Here is a 13,860-nt window from a genome sequence, read left to right on the forward strand (position 1 = left end):
ACCTCCTTCCCCTTCCCCACGCAAGGACGTCTGCCCGTGTTCGCGACCTTCCTCATCGGCCTGCGCGAAGGCCTCGAGGCGGCCCTCGTCGTCGGCATCCTCGTCGCCTACCTGTCGAGATCAGGCCGCCGCGACGCGCTCCCCCGTCTGTGGGCCGGTGTCGCGCTCGCCGTGGCCCTCTCGCTCGGCATCGGCGCGATCCTCACCTTCGGCGCCTACTCACTGACGTTCGAGGCGCAGGAGCTCATCGGCGGACTCCTCTCCCTCGTCGCGGTCGCGATGGTGACCTGGATGATCTTCTGGATGCAGCGCACCGCCCGCACACTGAAGAACGATCTCGAGAGCGGGGTTCAGCGCGCGCTCGTCGCGGGCAGCGTCTGGGCTCTGATCGCGATCGGTTTCGTCTCGGTCGCCCGCGAGGGGATCGAGACCACTCTGCTGCTGTGGTCGATGGTGCAGTCGTTCGGCAACGCTCCCGATGCGCTCCTCGGGGCCCTCCTCGGTCTCGCGTGCGCGGTCGTGCTCGGGTGGGCGGTGGCCAGGGGGATGCTGCGTCTGAACCTGCGGGTCTTCTTCACCTGGACGGGCGCGTTCCTCGTGATCGTCGCCGCCGGGGTGCTGGCCTACGCCATCCACGACCTGCAGGAGGCCGGCGCCCTTCCCGGTCCCTTCACCGCTGCCGCGCCCCTGGACGCCGCGACCGGCGCCGTGGCGACCGGGTGGGCGGCCGTCCCCTTCGGGTGGGCCTTCGACGTCTCCGCCGCCGTGCCGCCGGGCGGCCCGCTGGCCGCCATCCTCCAGGCCACGATCGGCTTCATGCCGCGGATGACGTGGCTGCAGGTCATCGCGTGGATCGTGTACATCGCCGTGGTCGGCTTCTTCTTCGTCCGCGGCGCGATGGGGCGTCCGTCTCGAGCGACGTCGGCTCCCCCGGCGTCGACGACCTCCGCCCGCGACGCAGAGATCTCCTCCCACGGCACCGGCTTTCCCGCCGCCGGCGCGTCCACCACACAGCAAGGAGCAGTATGAACACCTCTCGTCTCGTCGGAGCGGCGGCAGCCCTCGGGGTCGTGACCATCGTCTTGGCAGGCTGCGTCGCGAAGGCCGACGTCGCCGCATCCGATGCCCTCACCGTCACGTCGACCGCGGACGGTTGCGAAGTGTCGGGATCGACCGCGACGAGCGGAACCCTCGCGTTCGACGTCACCAACAGCGGTGACGAGGTCACGGAGTTCTACCTGCTCGCCGACGACGGCCTGCGCATCGTGGGCGAGGTCGAGAACATCGCGCCGGGCGCGTCGCGGACGCTCACCGTCGTCGCGCAGCCCGGCGACTACTACACGCTCTGCAAGCCCGGCATGATCGGCGACGGGGTCGGCCGGGCCGGCTTCGCCGTCAGCGGCGACGCCGTCGCGATCGACGGACCCGACGCCGAGCAGAAGCAGCAGGCCGTCGACCTCTATGCCGCGTTCGTGAAGGATCAGGTCGGCCAGCTCGTGCCCGCCGTCGAGGCGTTCGTCGCCGCCTACGAATCGGGCGACGATGCGGCCGCGCAGGCGCAGTTCCCGCAGGTGCGCGCGTTCTACGAGCGCATCGAGCCCGTCGCCGAAGCCCTGGGCGACCTCGACCCCCGCATCGACTACCGCGAGGTCGACGCGGTCGCCGAGGGGCTGGACTGGACCGGGTTCCACCGCATCGAGAAGGACCTCTGGGTTCCGGCTCAGGACGCCCTGAACGCCGACGGCGAGACGCCCGCCTGGCAGGGCTGGGCGCCGTCGACGGCCGAGGAACGCGCCTCGTACGGCGACCAGCTGATCGCCGACGTGCAGGAGCTGTACGACTACGTGCACTCCGCCGACTTCCAGACGGCGCTCGACGCGCAGGGCGTCGCGGGCATCTCGAACGGCGCGATCGCGCTGCTCGACGAGGTCGCGACGGGCAAGATCAGCGGCGAGGAGGACTGGTGGTCGGGAACCGACCTCTACGACTTCGCCGCGAACGTCGAGGGGTCGAAGATGGCGTTCTCGCTCGTCTCCGACTTCGCCGCCTCGAAGGGCGACGAGGGTGCCGCCCTCGTCGACGAGATCGACGCCGGCTACGCCGACCTCGAGGCTTCGCTGGCAGCGCACGGTTCGCTCACCGACGGTTTCGTCGGCTACGGCCAGCTCACCGAGGCCGATAAGCGCGAGTTCACCGACCTCATCAACGCGCTGGCCGAGCCGCTCTCGCAGCTCACCGTGACCGTCCTGGAGTGATGTGACCACCGAATCCGACGAGACGACGGGCACCGACGCCCCGCCCCCCGCCCACGCAGCCGGCGTCTCGCGACGCGGGCTGTTCGGGTGGGCATTCGGGGCGGGCGCCGCGGGCCTCGTGATGGGAGCCGGCGGCGGCGTCGTGGCGCAGCGCACCGCGGCCGCGGCGGCCACGGTCGACCCGGCGACGACGGCGTACGACTTCTACGGCACGCACCAGGCGGGGATCACCACCCCCGTGCAGGAGCACCTGCACTTCGCCTCGTTCGACATGATGGCGCGCACCGACCGCGACGACCTCATCTCGCTCCTGCAGGACTGGAGCTACGCCTCGGCGCGGATGTCGCAGGGGCTCGAGGTCAGCGCGACCGGAGCGGTCGGGGGCTCCCCCGAGGCACCACCGGACGACACCGGGGAGGCGCAGGGACTCGCCGCGAACGGTCTCACCGTCACGTTCGGCTTCGGTCCGTCACTGTTCGACGACCGGTACGGACTGGCCGGCGCGCGCCCCGCGGCGCTCGAGCGCCTGCCCCCGTTCCTCGGCGACGACCTCGACCCCGCAGCATCCGACGGCGATCTCTGCATCCAGGTGTGCGCCGACGACCCCCAGGTGGCCGTGCACGCGATCCGCAACCTGAGTCGCATCGCGTTCGGACGCGCGCGGATCCGCTGGTCGCAGCTCGGCTATGGCCGCACCTCGCGCACGACCACGGGGGCCGCGACCCCGCGCAACCTCTTCGGCTACAAGGACGGCACGGCGAACATCCTCGCCGACGACACAGCCGCCCTCGACGAGAACGTGTGGGTCGGAACGGCCGACGAACCCGCCTGGATGGCGGGCGGCTCGTACCTCGTCGCACGCAAGATCGCCATGATCATCGAGACGTGGGACCGCGTGCGCCTGAGCGAACAGGACCGCATCGTCGGCCGCGACAAGGGACGGGGAGCACCCCTGTCGGGAGGCGACGAGTTCACCGAGCCCGACTTCTCGGCGACGGATGCGGCGGGCGCGCCTCGCATCGACCGCACCAGTCACGTGCATCTCGCCCACCCCGACAACAACGGCGGCATCCGCATCCTCCGCCGCGGATACAACTTCGTCGACGGCAACACCGATCTCGGCAGGCTCGACGCGGGGTTGTTCTTCCTGTCGTTCCAGCGCAGCCCCGAACAGTTCGTCACCCTGCAGCGAGCGCTGTCGACCGACGCGATGCGCGAGTACATCCGTCACGTGGGTTCGGGCTTGTGGGCCGTGCCCCCGGGCGCCGCGCCGGGTTCGTACGTCGGCGCGGGCCTCTTCGCCTGACGTTGCGCCGTTTCGGGGCGGGTTTCTCCGCTCGGGGCGCGGAATGTCGCGCCCCACGGCGAGAAACGCGCCCCGAACCGCACCGTCACCCGCCGCACGGTGACGCCCGGAGCCACGTACCAGGCGCCCTCCACTCCGCGGCGTCTTCGACGAATGCGGCGCACGACGGTGCCAGACGCCCTGCGTCGCGTCCGCCGCCGATCAGATGGATGCTGCCCGCTCGCCGCGTGCCGGAGTCGCCCATGCGACCATCTTGCGTCGTCGCGGGCCTGGCGAACTCACACCCCGCTCCCAGGTTCGAGGGACCAAAACCGGGGTGGCCGCCGTTCTCTTCAGTGACGCCGCAGCCAGCGGTGCGATCCGAGGAGGAAACCGTGAGCACCGACTACCGAAAGACTCCCGAGGCGCTGAGCCGCCTCACCCCGAACGAGTACCGCGTCACGCAGGAGGACGCCACCGAGCCCGCGTTCCGCAACCGGTACTGGGACAATCACGAAGCCGGCATCTACGTCGATGTGGTCTCGGGTCAGCCGCTCTTCTCGTCGACCGACAAGTTCGACAGCGGATCGGGATGGCCGAGCTTCACCCAGCCCATCGATCCGTCCGTCGTGACCGAGAAGACCGACCGCTCCCTCTGGATGAAGCGCACCGAGGTGAGATCGGCCGGCGCCGACAGTCACCTCGGCCACCTTTTCGACGACGGCCCCCGCGATGCGGGAGGATTGCGCTACTGCATGAACTCGGCCGCACTGCGGTTCGTGCCCGTTGCCGAGCTCGAGGCGCAGGGCTACGGCGCCTACCTGACACACTTCGACACGCTCAGCGACAATGAAGGAGAGATCGCATCATGACCAGCGGACCCAGCGACACCGGAGCCATCACCCGAACGCCCGGCACCGAGACGGCGGTTCTCGCCGGCGGATGCTTCTGGGGCGTCGAGGATCTCATCCGCCGCCAGCCCGGAGTGCTCGACACGCGCGTCGGATACACCGGCGGCACGAACGACCACGCCACATACCGCAACCACGATGGCCACGCCGAGGCGGTGGAGATCGTCTTCGACCCCACGAAGACCACGTATCGCGACATCCTGGCGTTCTTCTTCCAGATCCACGATCCGTCGACCCTGAACCGTCAGGGCAACGACGTCGGCACGAGCTACCGCTCGGCGATCTTCCCGCTCTCCCCCGAGCAGGATCAGGTCGCGCGCGACACCATCGCCGACGTCGACGCATCCGGGCTCTGGCCGAACAAGGCCGTCACCACCATCGAGCCCGAGGGCCCGTTCTGGGAGGCCGAGCCCGAGCATCAGGACTACCTCATCCGCATCCCGCACGGCTACACGTGCCACTTCGTGCGCCCCGGCTGGGTGCTGCCGAAGCGCGCCGAGGCTTCGGCGTAACCCTCGCTCGAACGAGAGCCGCGATCCCCGCAGGGTCGCGGCTCTTGTTGTCTGCGGACTGCGGAAGTCGTCGGTGCGGAGCACACTGGGCTCATGAGTGGTGACGCCGCATCCTGGGTGCTGCACGTCGACCTCGACCAGTTCATCGCCGCCGTCGAGGTGCTGCGGCGACCCGAGCTCGCCGGGAAGCCCGTGATCGTGGGCGGGCGGGGCGACCCCGCGGAGCGCGCCGTCGTGTCGACGGCGTCGTACGAAGCGCGTGCATTCGGCGTCGGTTCGGGGATGCCGCTGCGGATCGCCGCGCGGAAGGCGCCCGACGCCGTGCTGCTCCCCGTCGACGCTCCCGCCTACACCGCCGCATCAGAGAGAGTCATGGCGACGCTGCGTGCACAGCCGGATGCCACCGTGCAGGTGCTGGGGTGGGACGAAGCGTTCGTCGGGATCGAGACCGCCGATCCGGAGGCCTACGCACGAGCGATCCAGGCCGCCGTCCTCGAACGCACCCTGCTGCACTGCAGCGTCGGGATCGGCGACACCCTCGTCAGAGCGAAGATCGCGACCGACTTCGGAAAACCGCGCGGCGTCTTCCGGCTGACGGCCGAGAACTGGTCGTCGGTGATGGGCGACCTTCCGACCAGGGAACTCTGGGGTGTGGGCTCGAAGGTCTCGCGCCGGCTCGCCGCCCACGGCATCGTCACCGTCTCGCAGCTGGCCGACGCCGACACGGACGTGCTGACCGCCGAGTTCGGACCGAAGATGGGGCTCTGGTACCGGCAGCTCGGTCGAGGAGACGGGGCCACCACGGTCGACGACACCCCGTGGGTGGCCCGCGGTCACAGCCGCGAGACGACGTTCCAGGTCGATCTCGTCGACCGTGCCGACATCGCGAACGCGGTGCGCGCCATGCTCGACCACGTGCTCGATGACGTTGTCGCCGAGCAACGCCCCGTCGTGGGCCTCGGCCTGAAGGTGCGCTACGCACCCTTCGTGACGAAGACTTTCACGCGTCGCGTGGCGGCGACGAACGACCGCGAGTCCGTGGTCGCCGAGGCGATGGCGCTCGTGACGAAGATCGACCCGGATCGTGCGGTGCGTCTGCTCGGTGTCCGCGCCGAGATGGCCATGCCCGACGACGCGAGAGAGGGCCACACGCCGACGCGCGGCGGCTGGTGAGGCCTTTCGAGCCGTCCGGCAAGCCCTGGGCGCGAACCGAGCGGGCCGCCTAGGCTCGCCGCATGCACACGCATGACGTGATCGTGATCGGCGCGGGCCTCGCGGGTCTGCGTTGCGCAACCGACCTCGCTCGAGCCGGTCGCGACGTGGTCGTGCTCGAGGCCGGCGACGCGGTGGGTGGGCGCCAGCGCACCGACGAGGTCGACGGCTTCCTTCTCGACCGCGGGTTCCACGTGCTGAACCCCGCCTACCCGGCGATGCAGCGCGGGGTCGACATCGCCGCCCTCCGCCTGCAGCGCTTCCCGGTCGGTGTGCGCGTGCGCCGCGAGCGCACCGTCGCCGAGATCGCCCACCCGTTGCGGCACCCCGCGAGCATTCCCGAGACCATCCGGAGCGGCCTGATCAGCGGGGCGGATGCTGTCGCCCTCGCCCGCTGGATGGCACCGGCACTGCTGGGCCCCCGCACGATGATGGCCGCGCCCGACCGGACGCTTCGCGAGGGGTGGGATCGGGCGGGACTGTTCGGCACGCTCCGCACCGCGGTGCTCGCGCCGTTTCTCGCCGGGGTGCTCGCCGATGATGCGCAGAGCACCTCCGACGCGTTCGTCCGTCTGCTGGTGCGCATGTTCGTCCTCGGACACCCGGGGCTCCCGGAGCGCGGAATCGGCGCGCTCCCCGCGCAGCTCGCGCTCACCGCAACCGCCGAAGGGGTCGGCATCAGACTCGGTCAGCGGGTATCGCGTCTCCGGTCGAACCCGGGCGGTGTGGAGGTCGACGTCGACGGCGGTGACGCGATCTCCGCCGCGATCGTCGTCGTGGCGGTCGGACCCGATGCGGTCTCGGACCTCGTCGATCTGCCTCGCCCGGCGACGCGCGGACTGCAGACGTGGTGGTTCGCGACCGACACCGCTCCCGCAGCATCCGCCATGATCAGCGTCGACGCCCGCGGGCGCGGTCCGATCGTGAACACCGCGGTGATGTCGAACACCGTTGCGTCGTACGCACCGAGCGGACGCCACCTCGTGCAGGCGACGTGTCTGCTGCGCTCCGGCGGCGTCGACGAGGCGACCGAATCTGAGGTGCGCCGCCAGCTCGGCGAGATCTGGCAGACGGATGCGGGGTCGTGGCACCTGCTGCGACGCGACGACATTCCCCACGCCCTCCCCGTGCAGGCCGCTCCGTTGCGGGCGACGCCGCACGCCCGTGTCGCCGAGGCCGTCTACGTGGCGGGAGACCACCGCGCCACCGCGTCGATCCAGGGTGCCCTCGCCTCGGGAGAGCGGATCGCGCGCGCGATCGTCGCCGCCGATCGCGAGGGGGCGATCGACGACCGCCCCTAGCCGTGCGGTCGAAGAGCGTGGTAGCGTTGCTGGTGTCCCGATCCGGGGCCCCGCGTCGAAACCCTCTGCCTCAATGTAGAGAACAGCAACCCCGACGTTCTTCCCCGTCTGAGACGGCTCATATAACCCCTAGATTTTGCGCAGTGAGAGCACCATCGTGTTGCCTCCTCCGCCCTGCTGAAAGCTTGTTTTGACGCTCGTCACCGTACCTCCCTTCACACCCCGCTCCTCCTCTTCATCCGTCCACTGGCGCCAGGCCGGGGCCGACATCCTCGTCGCCACCGATGCCGGCGAGTACGCCGGGTTCGTCGCCACCGTCACCGATGGCTACGACGCGCACGGCCCCGTCGGTGAAGACCTCGGTCGCCATGCGTCTGCCGTTCTCGCGCAGACCACGGTCGAAGAAGCTCGCGGAACGATCGCCACCCGCCGGGTCACCCCGCGCCGGTCGCGTTCGCTGCGCCTCATCCGTCCGCTCCGCACACGTCGAAGCGGCACACACGGTCGCTGATTGCGGCCCGAAAAGAAAAAGGAAGAACACGATGGCCACTGGCACCGTGAAATGGTTCAACTCCGAAAAGGGCTTCGGCTTCATCGCTCCCGATGACGGCTCCGCCGACCTGTTCGCGCACTTCAGCGCGATCGCCGGCAGCGGCTTCAAGGAGCTCCAGGAGAACCAGAAGGTGGAGTTCGACGCTGAGCGCGGACCCAAGGGTATGCAGGCTGCGAACATTCGCCCCCTCTGAGACTTCTCCGGCCGGGCAGCGCACGCTGTCCGGCCGGTCGGTCTTGGCCCTCACGCCCACTCCGTGATTGCGGAGGCTCCGAGAGCCAGCAGTATTACCCCGCGGACGATGTCGATCGAGACCTCCGATGGCCTGAGCGCCACCGTTTAGCGCCACCGTTTGATGATCACCTCGCCCGCGAAGACGACCGCCGCTCGGTGAGCGCCGCTCTCGAGCGCGAACGCCGAACGAGCGCGACGATGAACCGCCAGCCCACGAGTGCTGCGAACAGGGTCAACGTCGCCACGACGACGAACGCGACAGCCGTGCCCTGACCTGACAGCGCCCGCAGCAGCATCCCGCCGACCACCGTCGTCACCCAGACGCCGATCCCGACCCGCACGGGCGCGGACGGCGCCCGCCATGCGCGCGTGACGAGCCACCCGGCGGTGAGAGCGGCGAGGAACGGCCACGCCGTCACCGCGAGCCCGCTCCAGACATCGCCGTCGTGCGTCGCACGCCCCGTCGCCGCGAAGGCGACCACCAGCGCGGCGTCGAGTGCGAACGCCCCTGCCACCCGCAGACCCGTCGACCGGCCCACGGTCACCCGGTCCGTCATGCGTCGACCTCGCGCGGTGCGAGCCCGGGCGTCAACGCCTCGCGCTCGTCGAAGACGAAGCAATCGCCGCTCCAGTGGGCGCGCCCGACCCGCTCGAAGTAACCGAGGATGCCCCCGTCGAGCTGGTAGGCGTCCACCCCCTCCTCCCGGAGGTGAAGGGCAGCCTTCTCGCAGCGGATACCACCGGTGCAGAAGCTCACGACCGTCTTACCGGTCAGGTCGTCGCGGTGGGAGGCCGCCGCATCCGGAAATTGCGTGAAGCGTTCGATACCCCAACTCAGCGCGCCGTCGAAGGTGCCGTAATCGACCTCGAACGCATTGCGCGTGTCGAGCAGCACCACCTCGCGCCCTCGATCGTCGTGACCGCGATCGAGCCAACGACGCAACGTCTCGGGGTCGACGGCCGGGGCACGACCGGCCGCGGGGCGGACGGTGGGGCGATCCATGCGGATGATCTCGCGCTTGACCTTGACCAGCATCTTGCGGAACGGCTGGGCACTCGACCAGCTCTCCTTCGCCGTGAGAGCGGCGAATCGCTCGTCGGCGGTCAGCTGCAAGAGAAACCCGCGCAGCGCCGACTCGTCCCCGGCGAGGAAGAGGTTGATGCCCTCCTCGGCGAGGAGGATCGTCCCCTTCAGCCCCGCGTCGACGGCACGCGCTCGCAGCACCGGGCGCAGAGCGACAGGGTCATCGATCGGCGTGAACAGGTACGCCGAGACGTTCAGGACGGAGGGCACCGGCCCAGCGTACGCAGGCGCGGCGCCCCCCTCCAATCCGCGGGTGTCGTCGCGTCAGAGGTCGAACTTCTCGTTGTCGCCCTCGTACTTCTCACCGGTGACCTTGTGCTTCACCAGGGCGACGATCGTTGCGACCTTGCCGCCGGGGCTGTCCCAGTACTCGCCGCTGACGGTGTCGACCTTCAGAAGTGTGACGTCGGGGTCTTCGGGCCCCTCGGGGAACCAGGCTTCCACGGCCGGGGTCCACAGCTCGCGCAGCTTCGCGCCGTCGTCGACGATGCTGGCGGTGCCCGCCAGCGACAGCCACGAATCGTTGGAGCTGAACGAGACGCCGACGTTCGCATCGCGGGAGACGTGCTCCACCGCTGACGCGTGACGGCCGATGATGAACCACAGGTCGCCGTCGAATTCGCTCTCCTGCACGGTAAGCGGGTGGGCGGTCAACTTGCCGTCTTCGTCACGGCTTGTCAGCATCGCGAAGCGGAAGCCTTTGAGGAGGCTGGCGAGCTTCTCGAGTTCGGAGGGGGTTGCGATCATGACGCGGCCTTTCCACGGGTGGGTCGAGGTATCCCCCCATGCAACGCCTCTCCGGGCCCCGGCGCACGCCGTTGACACCGGGCGGGAACGGTGCGACGCACTTACCCACGTGTCGCGGACTCGAGGCCGTCCAACTCGGCGAGCGCCGCTCGAGCGCGTGCGATGCGGTCGTCCTCCGGTTCGTCCCACCAGTACGGACCGCGTTCGCCGAGTCCGTGCTTCGCGAGTCCGACGCGATGCCGGGCCGCGGTGACCGCCGCATCGTCGCCCGCACGCTTGCCCGCGCCGACGCCCGAGCGCCCCTTCCCGAGGTGGGAGCGCAGCGCCGCAGCGAGATCGTCGGGCAGGCAGGGATCGGTGCGGCGCCACCGACGCCCGTCGATGACCAGCCAGCGTTCGTCCTCGTCATCGGTCATGGTCGGCCCATCATCGCAGTGCGGCGCTATGCCGCAACGTGCGGCCTGTCAACGGCCCGAGGCCGGGGCGGGACGGCGGTAGCGTGGCTGGTCAGCCGCCGAGGAGACGCCGTGACGACCATCCCCGAACGACGCAGCCCCCGGGCGTCGTCCGCCTACGTGACCGTCTCGGTGGTGATCCCCGTGAAAGACGACGCTGTCGCGCTCTCGCGATGCCTCGCCGCCCTGGCGGGCCAGACGCGCCTCGCCGACGAGACGATCGTCGTCGACAACGGCTCCGTCGACGCATCTGCGGAGGTCGCCCGCCGTGCCGGTGCCCGTGTCGTGGAGTGCGTGCGTCCGGGCATACCCGCGGCCAGCGCCCTCGGGTACGACGCCGCCACCGGCGCGGTCATCCTCCGCCTCGATGCGGACTGCGTCCCCGACGCGACGTGGATCGAGATGGTCCTCTCCGCGTTCTCCCGTCAGCCGCACGTCGCAGCGTTCACCGGTGGCGCGCGCTTCATCGATGGACCACGGATGCTGCGCCGTCCGCTCGCTTTCGCCTACCTCCTCGCCTACATCCTCGTCACGGCACCCGCTCTCGGGCACCTTCCTCTCTTCGGCTCGAACGTGGCGCTTCGCCGTGAGGCGTGGATGGACGTCCGCTCGGCGGTGCACCGGCACGACGCGATGCTGCACGACGACGTCGATCTCGCGTTCCACCTCGGCGAGCGCCACCGCATCGGGCGGCTCCCCTCGGCGGCCATGGGGATGTCGATGCGCCCCTTCGCCAGCGTGTCGGGGTTCCGACAGCGGATCGGCAGGGGGTTCCGCACGGTGACCGTGCACTGGCCCCACGATTTCCCTCCGCACCGCTGGCTTCGCGTCGCGCTGCATCGACGCAGCGCCCGCCGCGATCGCGCCCTGCTGTCATGCGCACGATGACCGGCGTGATCGGACCGGTCGACGCCCCCGAACTGCACGTCATGACCTACAACATCCGTCGTCGCCTCGGCATCGACCCGCGTCCAGCCGATCGGTGGTCACGGCGGAGGGAACCCCTGCGTGCCCTGCTCGCCGCGGAACTCCCCACGGTCCTGGGCGTGCAGGAGGCGATGCCCGATCAGGCGGCCTTCGTCGCGGCCGCGCTCGGATCGCGCTATCGCTCGATCGGCCGCGGTCGCAACCGCGATGGGCGTGGCGAGGCCTGCCCGCTGTTCTACGACGCGGAACGGCTCGAGCTGGTCGAGGCCGACCAGACCGCCCTGTCGACGCAACCCGACGAGCCCGGATCGCGCTCGTGGGGGTCCGTCGTCCCGCGGATCGTCGTGTCGGCTCTGTTCCGCGACCGCGCGACCGAGGCGCGCTTCCGGGTCATGAACACGCACTTCGATCCCTTCTCCGCGGCCGCACGGGTGCGCTCGAGCGAGATCGTGAGGCGCGCGGCTGAAGCGGCGACGGAACCCGTGATCGTCACGGGCGACCTCAACGCGGCTGCAGCGTCACCGGCGCTGCGTGTGCTGCTGTCCGGCGGCGTCCTGCGCGACGCGTGGGCGAGCGCCGGGACGCACCTCACCCCGAGGTGGGGCACCTTCGTGAACTATCGCCGGCCGCGCGCCGACGCACCCCGCATCGACTGGATCGTCGTCACGAAAGGCGTGCGTGTGCTCGGCGCGGCCATCGATGGCGAGCCCGTCGACGGCCGGTGGCCGTCCGACCACCTTCCCGTGCACGCCGTCGTCCGCGTCGACCTCGACGACACGATCCGATGATCGAGAACTTCCTCCGGCCACCTCGCTCGATCGGCGAATACACCGCTGACGCCCTCCGGCTGATCGGCGCCCTGAGCGTCATCGCGGCCGCGATCTGGTTCACCGCCACCGACGCCGGCATCGTCGGGCTGACGCTCCCTGCTTTGGTGGCGCCCCGGTTCCTCGGCCTGCGTCCGATCTTCGACATCGTGACGACCGCGACCGTCCTCGTCGCGGCGTGGAGCAACGTGTTCGACCTCTACACCCGCCTCGCGTGGTGGGACATCGCCATCCACCTCGTCTGCACGGGCGTGCTCGCCGTGCTCCTGTACGTGCTCTGCGCCTATGCCGGCGTCGTCGCCGCCCCGCGCACGCAGGCCTTCACCGGACGCGCGGCGATCGTGCTCGTCACCGCGTTCGGACTCGCCCTCAGCGCGGTGTGGGAGATGATCGAGTGGCTCGGGAAGACCCTCGTCACCGACGACATCTTCGTCACCTATGACGACACGATCGGCGACATGGCCGTCGGAGGCCTCGGTGCCCTCCTGGCGGGATGCCTGCTCGCGCACGCGGTCCACCCGCTCGTGCCACACCCCGCGCCCGTGCGCAAGGGAGGGCGCATCCCGACCGGTGCGCGGTGTGATGGGACAGCACTCGAAGCCGAATACCCGGAGGACCCGTCATGAACCGATTCGCCAAACTTCTTCTCGTCCTCGGCGCCGCCGCCGGTGTCTTCGTCGGCGTCCGCCTCGTCGTCGCGAAGTACGGTGCACTGGCTACCGCTGTCGTCGCGCTGTGGAACGACCCCGAGGTCAAGAAGATCCGCCGCCGCGCCGCGAAACAGCTCAAGAAGGCGCGGAAGTCGGCCGAGAAGACCGCCCACAAGGCCGAGAAAGCCGCACGCAAAGCAGTGAAGAGCTGAGAGAGAAGACGACCATGAGCGAGAAGAACCCGCAGGACGACGGCACCGACATCGACGACGCGACGGCCACGGGCGGCGACGTCGACGATGTAGAGACCACCGAACAAGACGGCACGCCGGTCGAGAACCCCTCGGGCTGAGCCCGCCCCTCGACGTCAGTCGAGGGGCGCGATGTCGACCTGCAGCTCGTTCGCGAGCTGCTCGAGTCCGGTGGCGAGGTCGTCGGGGTCGGCGGATGCGGCGGAGATCGCCACGATCGTGGCCTCGAACACGCGCCCGCCGGCCATCGGCGCGTCGCGCACCTCCGTCGTCATCCGCTCGATGCCGAAGCCGCGTCGACTCAGCGTCGTCGACACTTCCCGGACGATCCCCGGTCTGTCGTTGCCGAGCACCGAGACCGCGAAGCGTCGATCTCGGGAGCCCCGCGACGATCCCGTCGTCGGCAGGGTCACGGTCACCAGCCCGGGGATCTCAGCGAGCGCGGCGCGCAACGATGCCACGCGGGCCTCGTCGACCGACACCTCGATGATGCCGGCGAAGGCTCCGGCCAGCTCTGCGAGCTGACTGTTCTCCCAGTTGGCGCCGTGCGCGTCGATTTCGCCGGCGACAGCGGCCACGAGACCAGCCCGGTCGGCACCGACGACGGTCAGGACGAGGGTGGCCATGGGCGCCAGCGTAGCGTGCACGCCCCGGTC

General features: G+C 70.1%; 19 protein-coding genes. 14 read left to right on the forward strand and 5 right to left on the reverse strand.

Going from position 1 to position 13,860, the window contains the following annotated elements; all coding sequences use genetic code 11:
- The first annotated feature begins 36 nt into the window (after nucleotides 1–36).
- From efeU to ABTU82_RS13220, 9 genes are all read left to right on the forward strand, one after another.
- The gene (efeU, locus tag ABTU82_RS13180) at nucleotides 37–1,029 is read left to right on the forward strand and encodes an iron uptake transporter permease EfeU (RefSeq protein WP_407173795.1); all 993 of its coding nucleotides are present in this window, start codon (nucleotides 37–39) and stop codon (nucleotides 1,027–1,029) included.
- Nucleotides 1,026–2,255, forward strand: coding sequence for an iron uptake system protein EfeO (gene efeO, locus ABTU82_RS13185; RefSeq protein ID WP_116648478.1), 1,230 nt, complete (start codon nucleotides 1,026–1,028; stop codon nucleotides 2,253–2,255). Before efeU ends, efeO begins: the two co-directional genes overlap by 4 nt.
- Nucleotide 2,256: 1 nt before the next feature.
- Nucleotides 2,257–3,561, forward strand: coding sequence for an iron uptake transporter deferrochelatase/peroxidase subunit (gene efeB, locus ABTU82_RS13190; RefSeq protein ID WP_407173796.1), 1,305 nt, complete (start codon nucleotides 2,257–2,259; stop codon nucleotides 3,559–3,561).
- A gap of 374 nt (nucleotides 3,562–3,935) precedes the next feature.
- On the forward strand, nucleotides 3,936–4,412 hold the full coding sequence (msrB, locus tag ABTU82_RS13195; protein WP_116648476.1) for a peptide-methionine (R)-S-oxide reductase MsrB: 477 nt from the start codon (nucleotides 3,936–3,938) through the stop codon (nucleotides 4,410–4,412).
- Nucleotides 4,409–4,963, forward strand: a complete 555-nt coding sequence (gene msrA / locus ABTU82_RS13200) for a peptide-methionine (S)-S-oxide reductase MsrA (RefSeq protein WP_116648475.1) — start codon at nucleotides 4,409–4,411, stop codon at nucleotides 4,961–4,963. The genes msrB and msrA overlap by 4 nt, the downstream gene beginning before the upstream one ends.
- 93 nt (nucleotides 4,964–5,056) lie before the next feature.
- The gene (locus ABTU82_RS13205) at nucleotides 5,057–6,136 is read left to right on the forward strand and encodes a DNA polymerase IV (RefSeq protein ID WP_407173797.1); all 1,080 of its coding nucleotides are present in this window, start codon (nucleotides 5,057–5,059) and stop codon (nucleotides 6,134–6,136) included.
- A gap of 62 nt (nucleotides 6,137–6,198) precedes the next feature.
- The gene (locus ABTU82_RS13210) at nucleotides 6,199–7,476 is read left to right on the forward strand and encodes an NAD(P)/FAD-dependent oxidoreductase (protein WP_407173798.1); all 1,278 of its coding nucleotides are present in this window, start codon (nucleotides 6,199–6,201) and stop codon (nucleotides 7,474–7,476) included.
- Nucleotides 7,477–7,666: 190 nt separating this feature from the next.
- Nucleotides 7,667–7,987 (forward strand): hypothetical protein, encoded by a 321-nt coding sequence (locus ABTU82_RS13215; RefSeq protein WP_116648473.1) that lies wholly within the window; start codon nucleotides 7,667–7,669, stop codon nucleotides 7,985–7,987.
- Between the two features lie 31 nt (nucleotides 7,988–8,018).
- Nucleotides 8,019–8,222 carry a cold-shock protein gene (locus ABTU82_RS13220; RefSeq protein ID WP_116648472.1) on the forward strand — a complete coding sequence of 68 codons (204 nt, stop codon included), beginning with the start codon at nucleotides 8,019–8,021 and terminating at the stop codon, nucleotides 8,220–8,222.
- Nucleotides 8,223–8,388: 166 nt separating this feature from the next.
- Here the strand turns inward: ABTU82_RS13220 and ABTU82_RS13225 are convergent, their stop codons facing one another.
- From ABTU82_RS13225 to ABTU82_RS13240, 4 genes are all read right to left on the reverse strand, one after another.
- Nucleotides 8,389–8,820 carry a DUF3054 domain-containing protein gene (locus ABTU82_RS13225; protein WP_407173799.1) on the reverse strand — a complete coding sequence of 144 codons (432 nt, stop codon included), beginning with the start codon at nucleotides 8,818–8,820 and terminating at the stop codon, nucleotides 8,389–8,391.
- Entirely contained in the window at nucleotides 8,817–9,557 is a 741-nt protein-coding gene (locus tag ABTU82_RS13230) for a sulfurtransferase (protein ID WP_116648470.1), read from the reverse strand. Before ABTU82_RS13230 ends, ABTU82_RS13225 begins: the two co-directional genes overlap by 4 nt.
- A 54-nt stretch (nucleotides 9,558–9,611) precedes the next feature.
- Nucleotides 9,612–10,094 carry a pyridoxamine 5'-phosphate oxidase family protein gene (locus tag ABTU82_RS13235; protein WP_116648469.1) on the reverse strand — a complete coding sequence of 161 codons (483 nt, stop codon included), beginning with the start codon at nucleotides 10,092–10,094 and terminating at the stop codon, nucleotides 9,612–9,614.
- 101 nt (nucleotides 10,095–10,195) lie between these two features.
- A complete protein-coding gene (locus ABTU82_RS13240; protein ID WP_116648468.1) occupies nucleotides 10,196–10,510 on the reverse strand; it encodes a biopolymer transporter Tol in 315 nt (104 codons plus the stop codon).
- Between the two features lie 111 nt (nucleotides 10,511–10,621).
- Here ABTU82_RS13240 and ABTU82_RS13245 point away from each other — a divergent pair, with 111 nt between their 5' ends.
- The 5 genes from ABTU82_RS13245 to ABTU82_RS13265 are packed head-to-tail and all read left to right on the forward strand — an operon-like array spanning nucleotide 10,622 to nucleotide 13,305.
- A complete protein-coding gene (locus ABTU82_RS13245; RefSeq protein WP_240606946.1) occupies nucleotides 10,622–11,437 on the forward strand; it encodes a glycosyltransferase family 2 protein in 816 nt (271 codons plus the stop codon).
- Complete coding sequence (locus tag ABTU82_RS13250; protein ID WP_407173800.1) at nucleotides 11,434–12,264, forward strand: endonuclease/exonuclease/phosphatase family protein; 831 nt, start codon at nucleotides 11,434–11,436, stop codon at nucleotides 12,262–12,264. The genes ABTU82_RS13245 and ABTU82_RS13250 overlap by 4 nt, the downstream gene beginning before the upstream one ends.
- Entirely contained in the window at nucleotides 12,261–12,929 is a 669-nt protein-coding gene (locus ABTU82_RS13255) for a DUF2238 domain-containing protein (RefSeq protein ID WP_407173801.1), read from the forward strand. Before ABTU82_RS13250 ends, ABTU82_RS13255 begins: the two co-directional genes overlap by 4 nt.
- The gene (locus tag ABTU82_RS13260) at nucleotides 12,926–13,165 is read left to right on the forward strand and encodes a hypothetical protein (protein ID WP_116648466.1); all 240 of its coding nucleotides are present in this window, start codon (nucleotides 12,926–12,928) and stop codon (nucleotides 13,163–13,165) included. Before ABTU82_RS13255 ends, ABTU82_RS13260 begins: the two co-directional genes overlap by 4 nt.
- A gap of 14 nt (nucleotides 13,166–13,179) precedes the next feature.
- A complete protein-coding gene (locus ABTU82_RS13265) occupies nucleotides 13,180–13,305 on the forward strand; it encodes a hypothetical protein (RefSeq protein WP_276308359.1) in 126 nt (41 codons plus the stop codon).
- Nucleotides 13,306–13,320: 15 nt separating this feature from the next.
- Here ABTU82_RS13265 and ABTU82_RS13270 read toward each other — a convergent pair whose 3' ends face one another.
- Nucleotides 13,321–13,830 carry a glycine cleavage system transcriptional repressor gene (locus ABTU82_RS13270; protein WP_407173802.1) on the reverse strand — a complete coding sequence of 170 codons (510 nt, stop codon included), beginning with the start codon at nucleotides 13,828–13,830 and terminating at the stop codon, nucleotides 13,321–13,323.
- Between the last annotated feature and the right edge of the window lie 30 nt (nucleotides 13,831–13,860).

The organism is Microbacterium deferens (genome assembly GCF_045517775.1).
Classification (GTDB): Bacteria; Actinomycetota; Actinomycetes; order Actinomycetales; family Microbacteriaceae; genus Microbacterium.

Bases quoted from the DNA above. Each gene is read 5' to 3' on its own strand.
- efeO (WP_116648478.1), top strand. From the start codon at position 1,026: ATGAACACCTCTCGTCTCGTCGGAGCGGCGGCAGCCCTCGGGGTCGTG.
- msrA (WP_116648475.1), top strand. From the start codon at position 4,409: ATGACCAGCGGACCCAGCGACACCGGAGCCATCACCCGAACGCCCGGC.
- ABTU82_RS13205 (WP_407173797.1), top strand. From the start codon at position 5,057: ATGAGTGGTGACGCCGCATCCTGGGTGCTGCACGTCGACCTCGACCAG.
- ABTU82_RS13210 (WP_407173798.1), top strand. From the start codon at position 6,199: ATGCACACGCATGACGTGATCGTGATCGGCGCGGGCCTCGCGGGTCTG.
- ABTU82_RS13220 (WP_116648472.1), top strand. From the start codon at position 8,019: ATGGCCACTGGCACCGTGAAATGGTTCAACTCCGAAAAGGGCTTCGGC.
- ABTU82_RS13225 (WP_407173799.1), bottom strand. From the start codon at position 8,820: ATGACGGACCGGGTGACCGTGGGCCGGTCGACGGGTCTGCGGGTGGCA.
- ABTU82_RS13235 (WP_116648469.1), bottom strand. From the start codon at position 10,094: ATGATCGCAACCCCCTCCGAACTCGAGAAGCTCGCCAGCCTCCTCAAA.
- ABTU82_RS13240 (WP_116648468.1), bottom strand. From the start codon at position 10,510: ATGACCGATGACGAGGACGAACGCTGGCTGGTCATCGACGGGCGTCGG.
- ABTU82_RS13250 (WP_407173800.1), top strand. From the start codon at position 11,434: ATGACCGGCGTGATCGGACCGGTCGACGCCCCCGAACTGCACGTCATG.
- ABTU82_RS13255 (WP_407173801.1), top strand. From the start codon at position 12,261: ATGATCGAGAACTTCCTCCGGCCACCTCGCTCGATCGGCGAATACACC.
- ABTU82_RS13260 (WP_116648466.1), top strand. From the start codon at position 12,926: ATGAACCGATTCGCCAAACTTCTTCTCGTCCTCGGCGCCGCCGCCGGT.
- ABTU82_RS13265 (WP_276308359.1), top strand. From the start codon at position 13,180: ATGAGCGAGAAGAACCCGCAGGACGACGGCACCGACATCGACGACGCG.
- ABTU82_RS13270 (WP_407173802.1), bottom strand. From the start codon at position 13,830: ATGGCCACCCTCGTCCTGACCGTCGTCGGTGCCGACCGGGCTGGTCTC.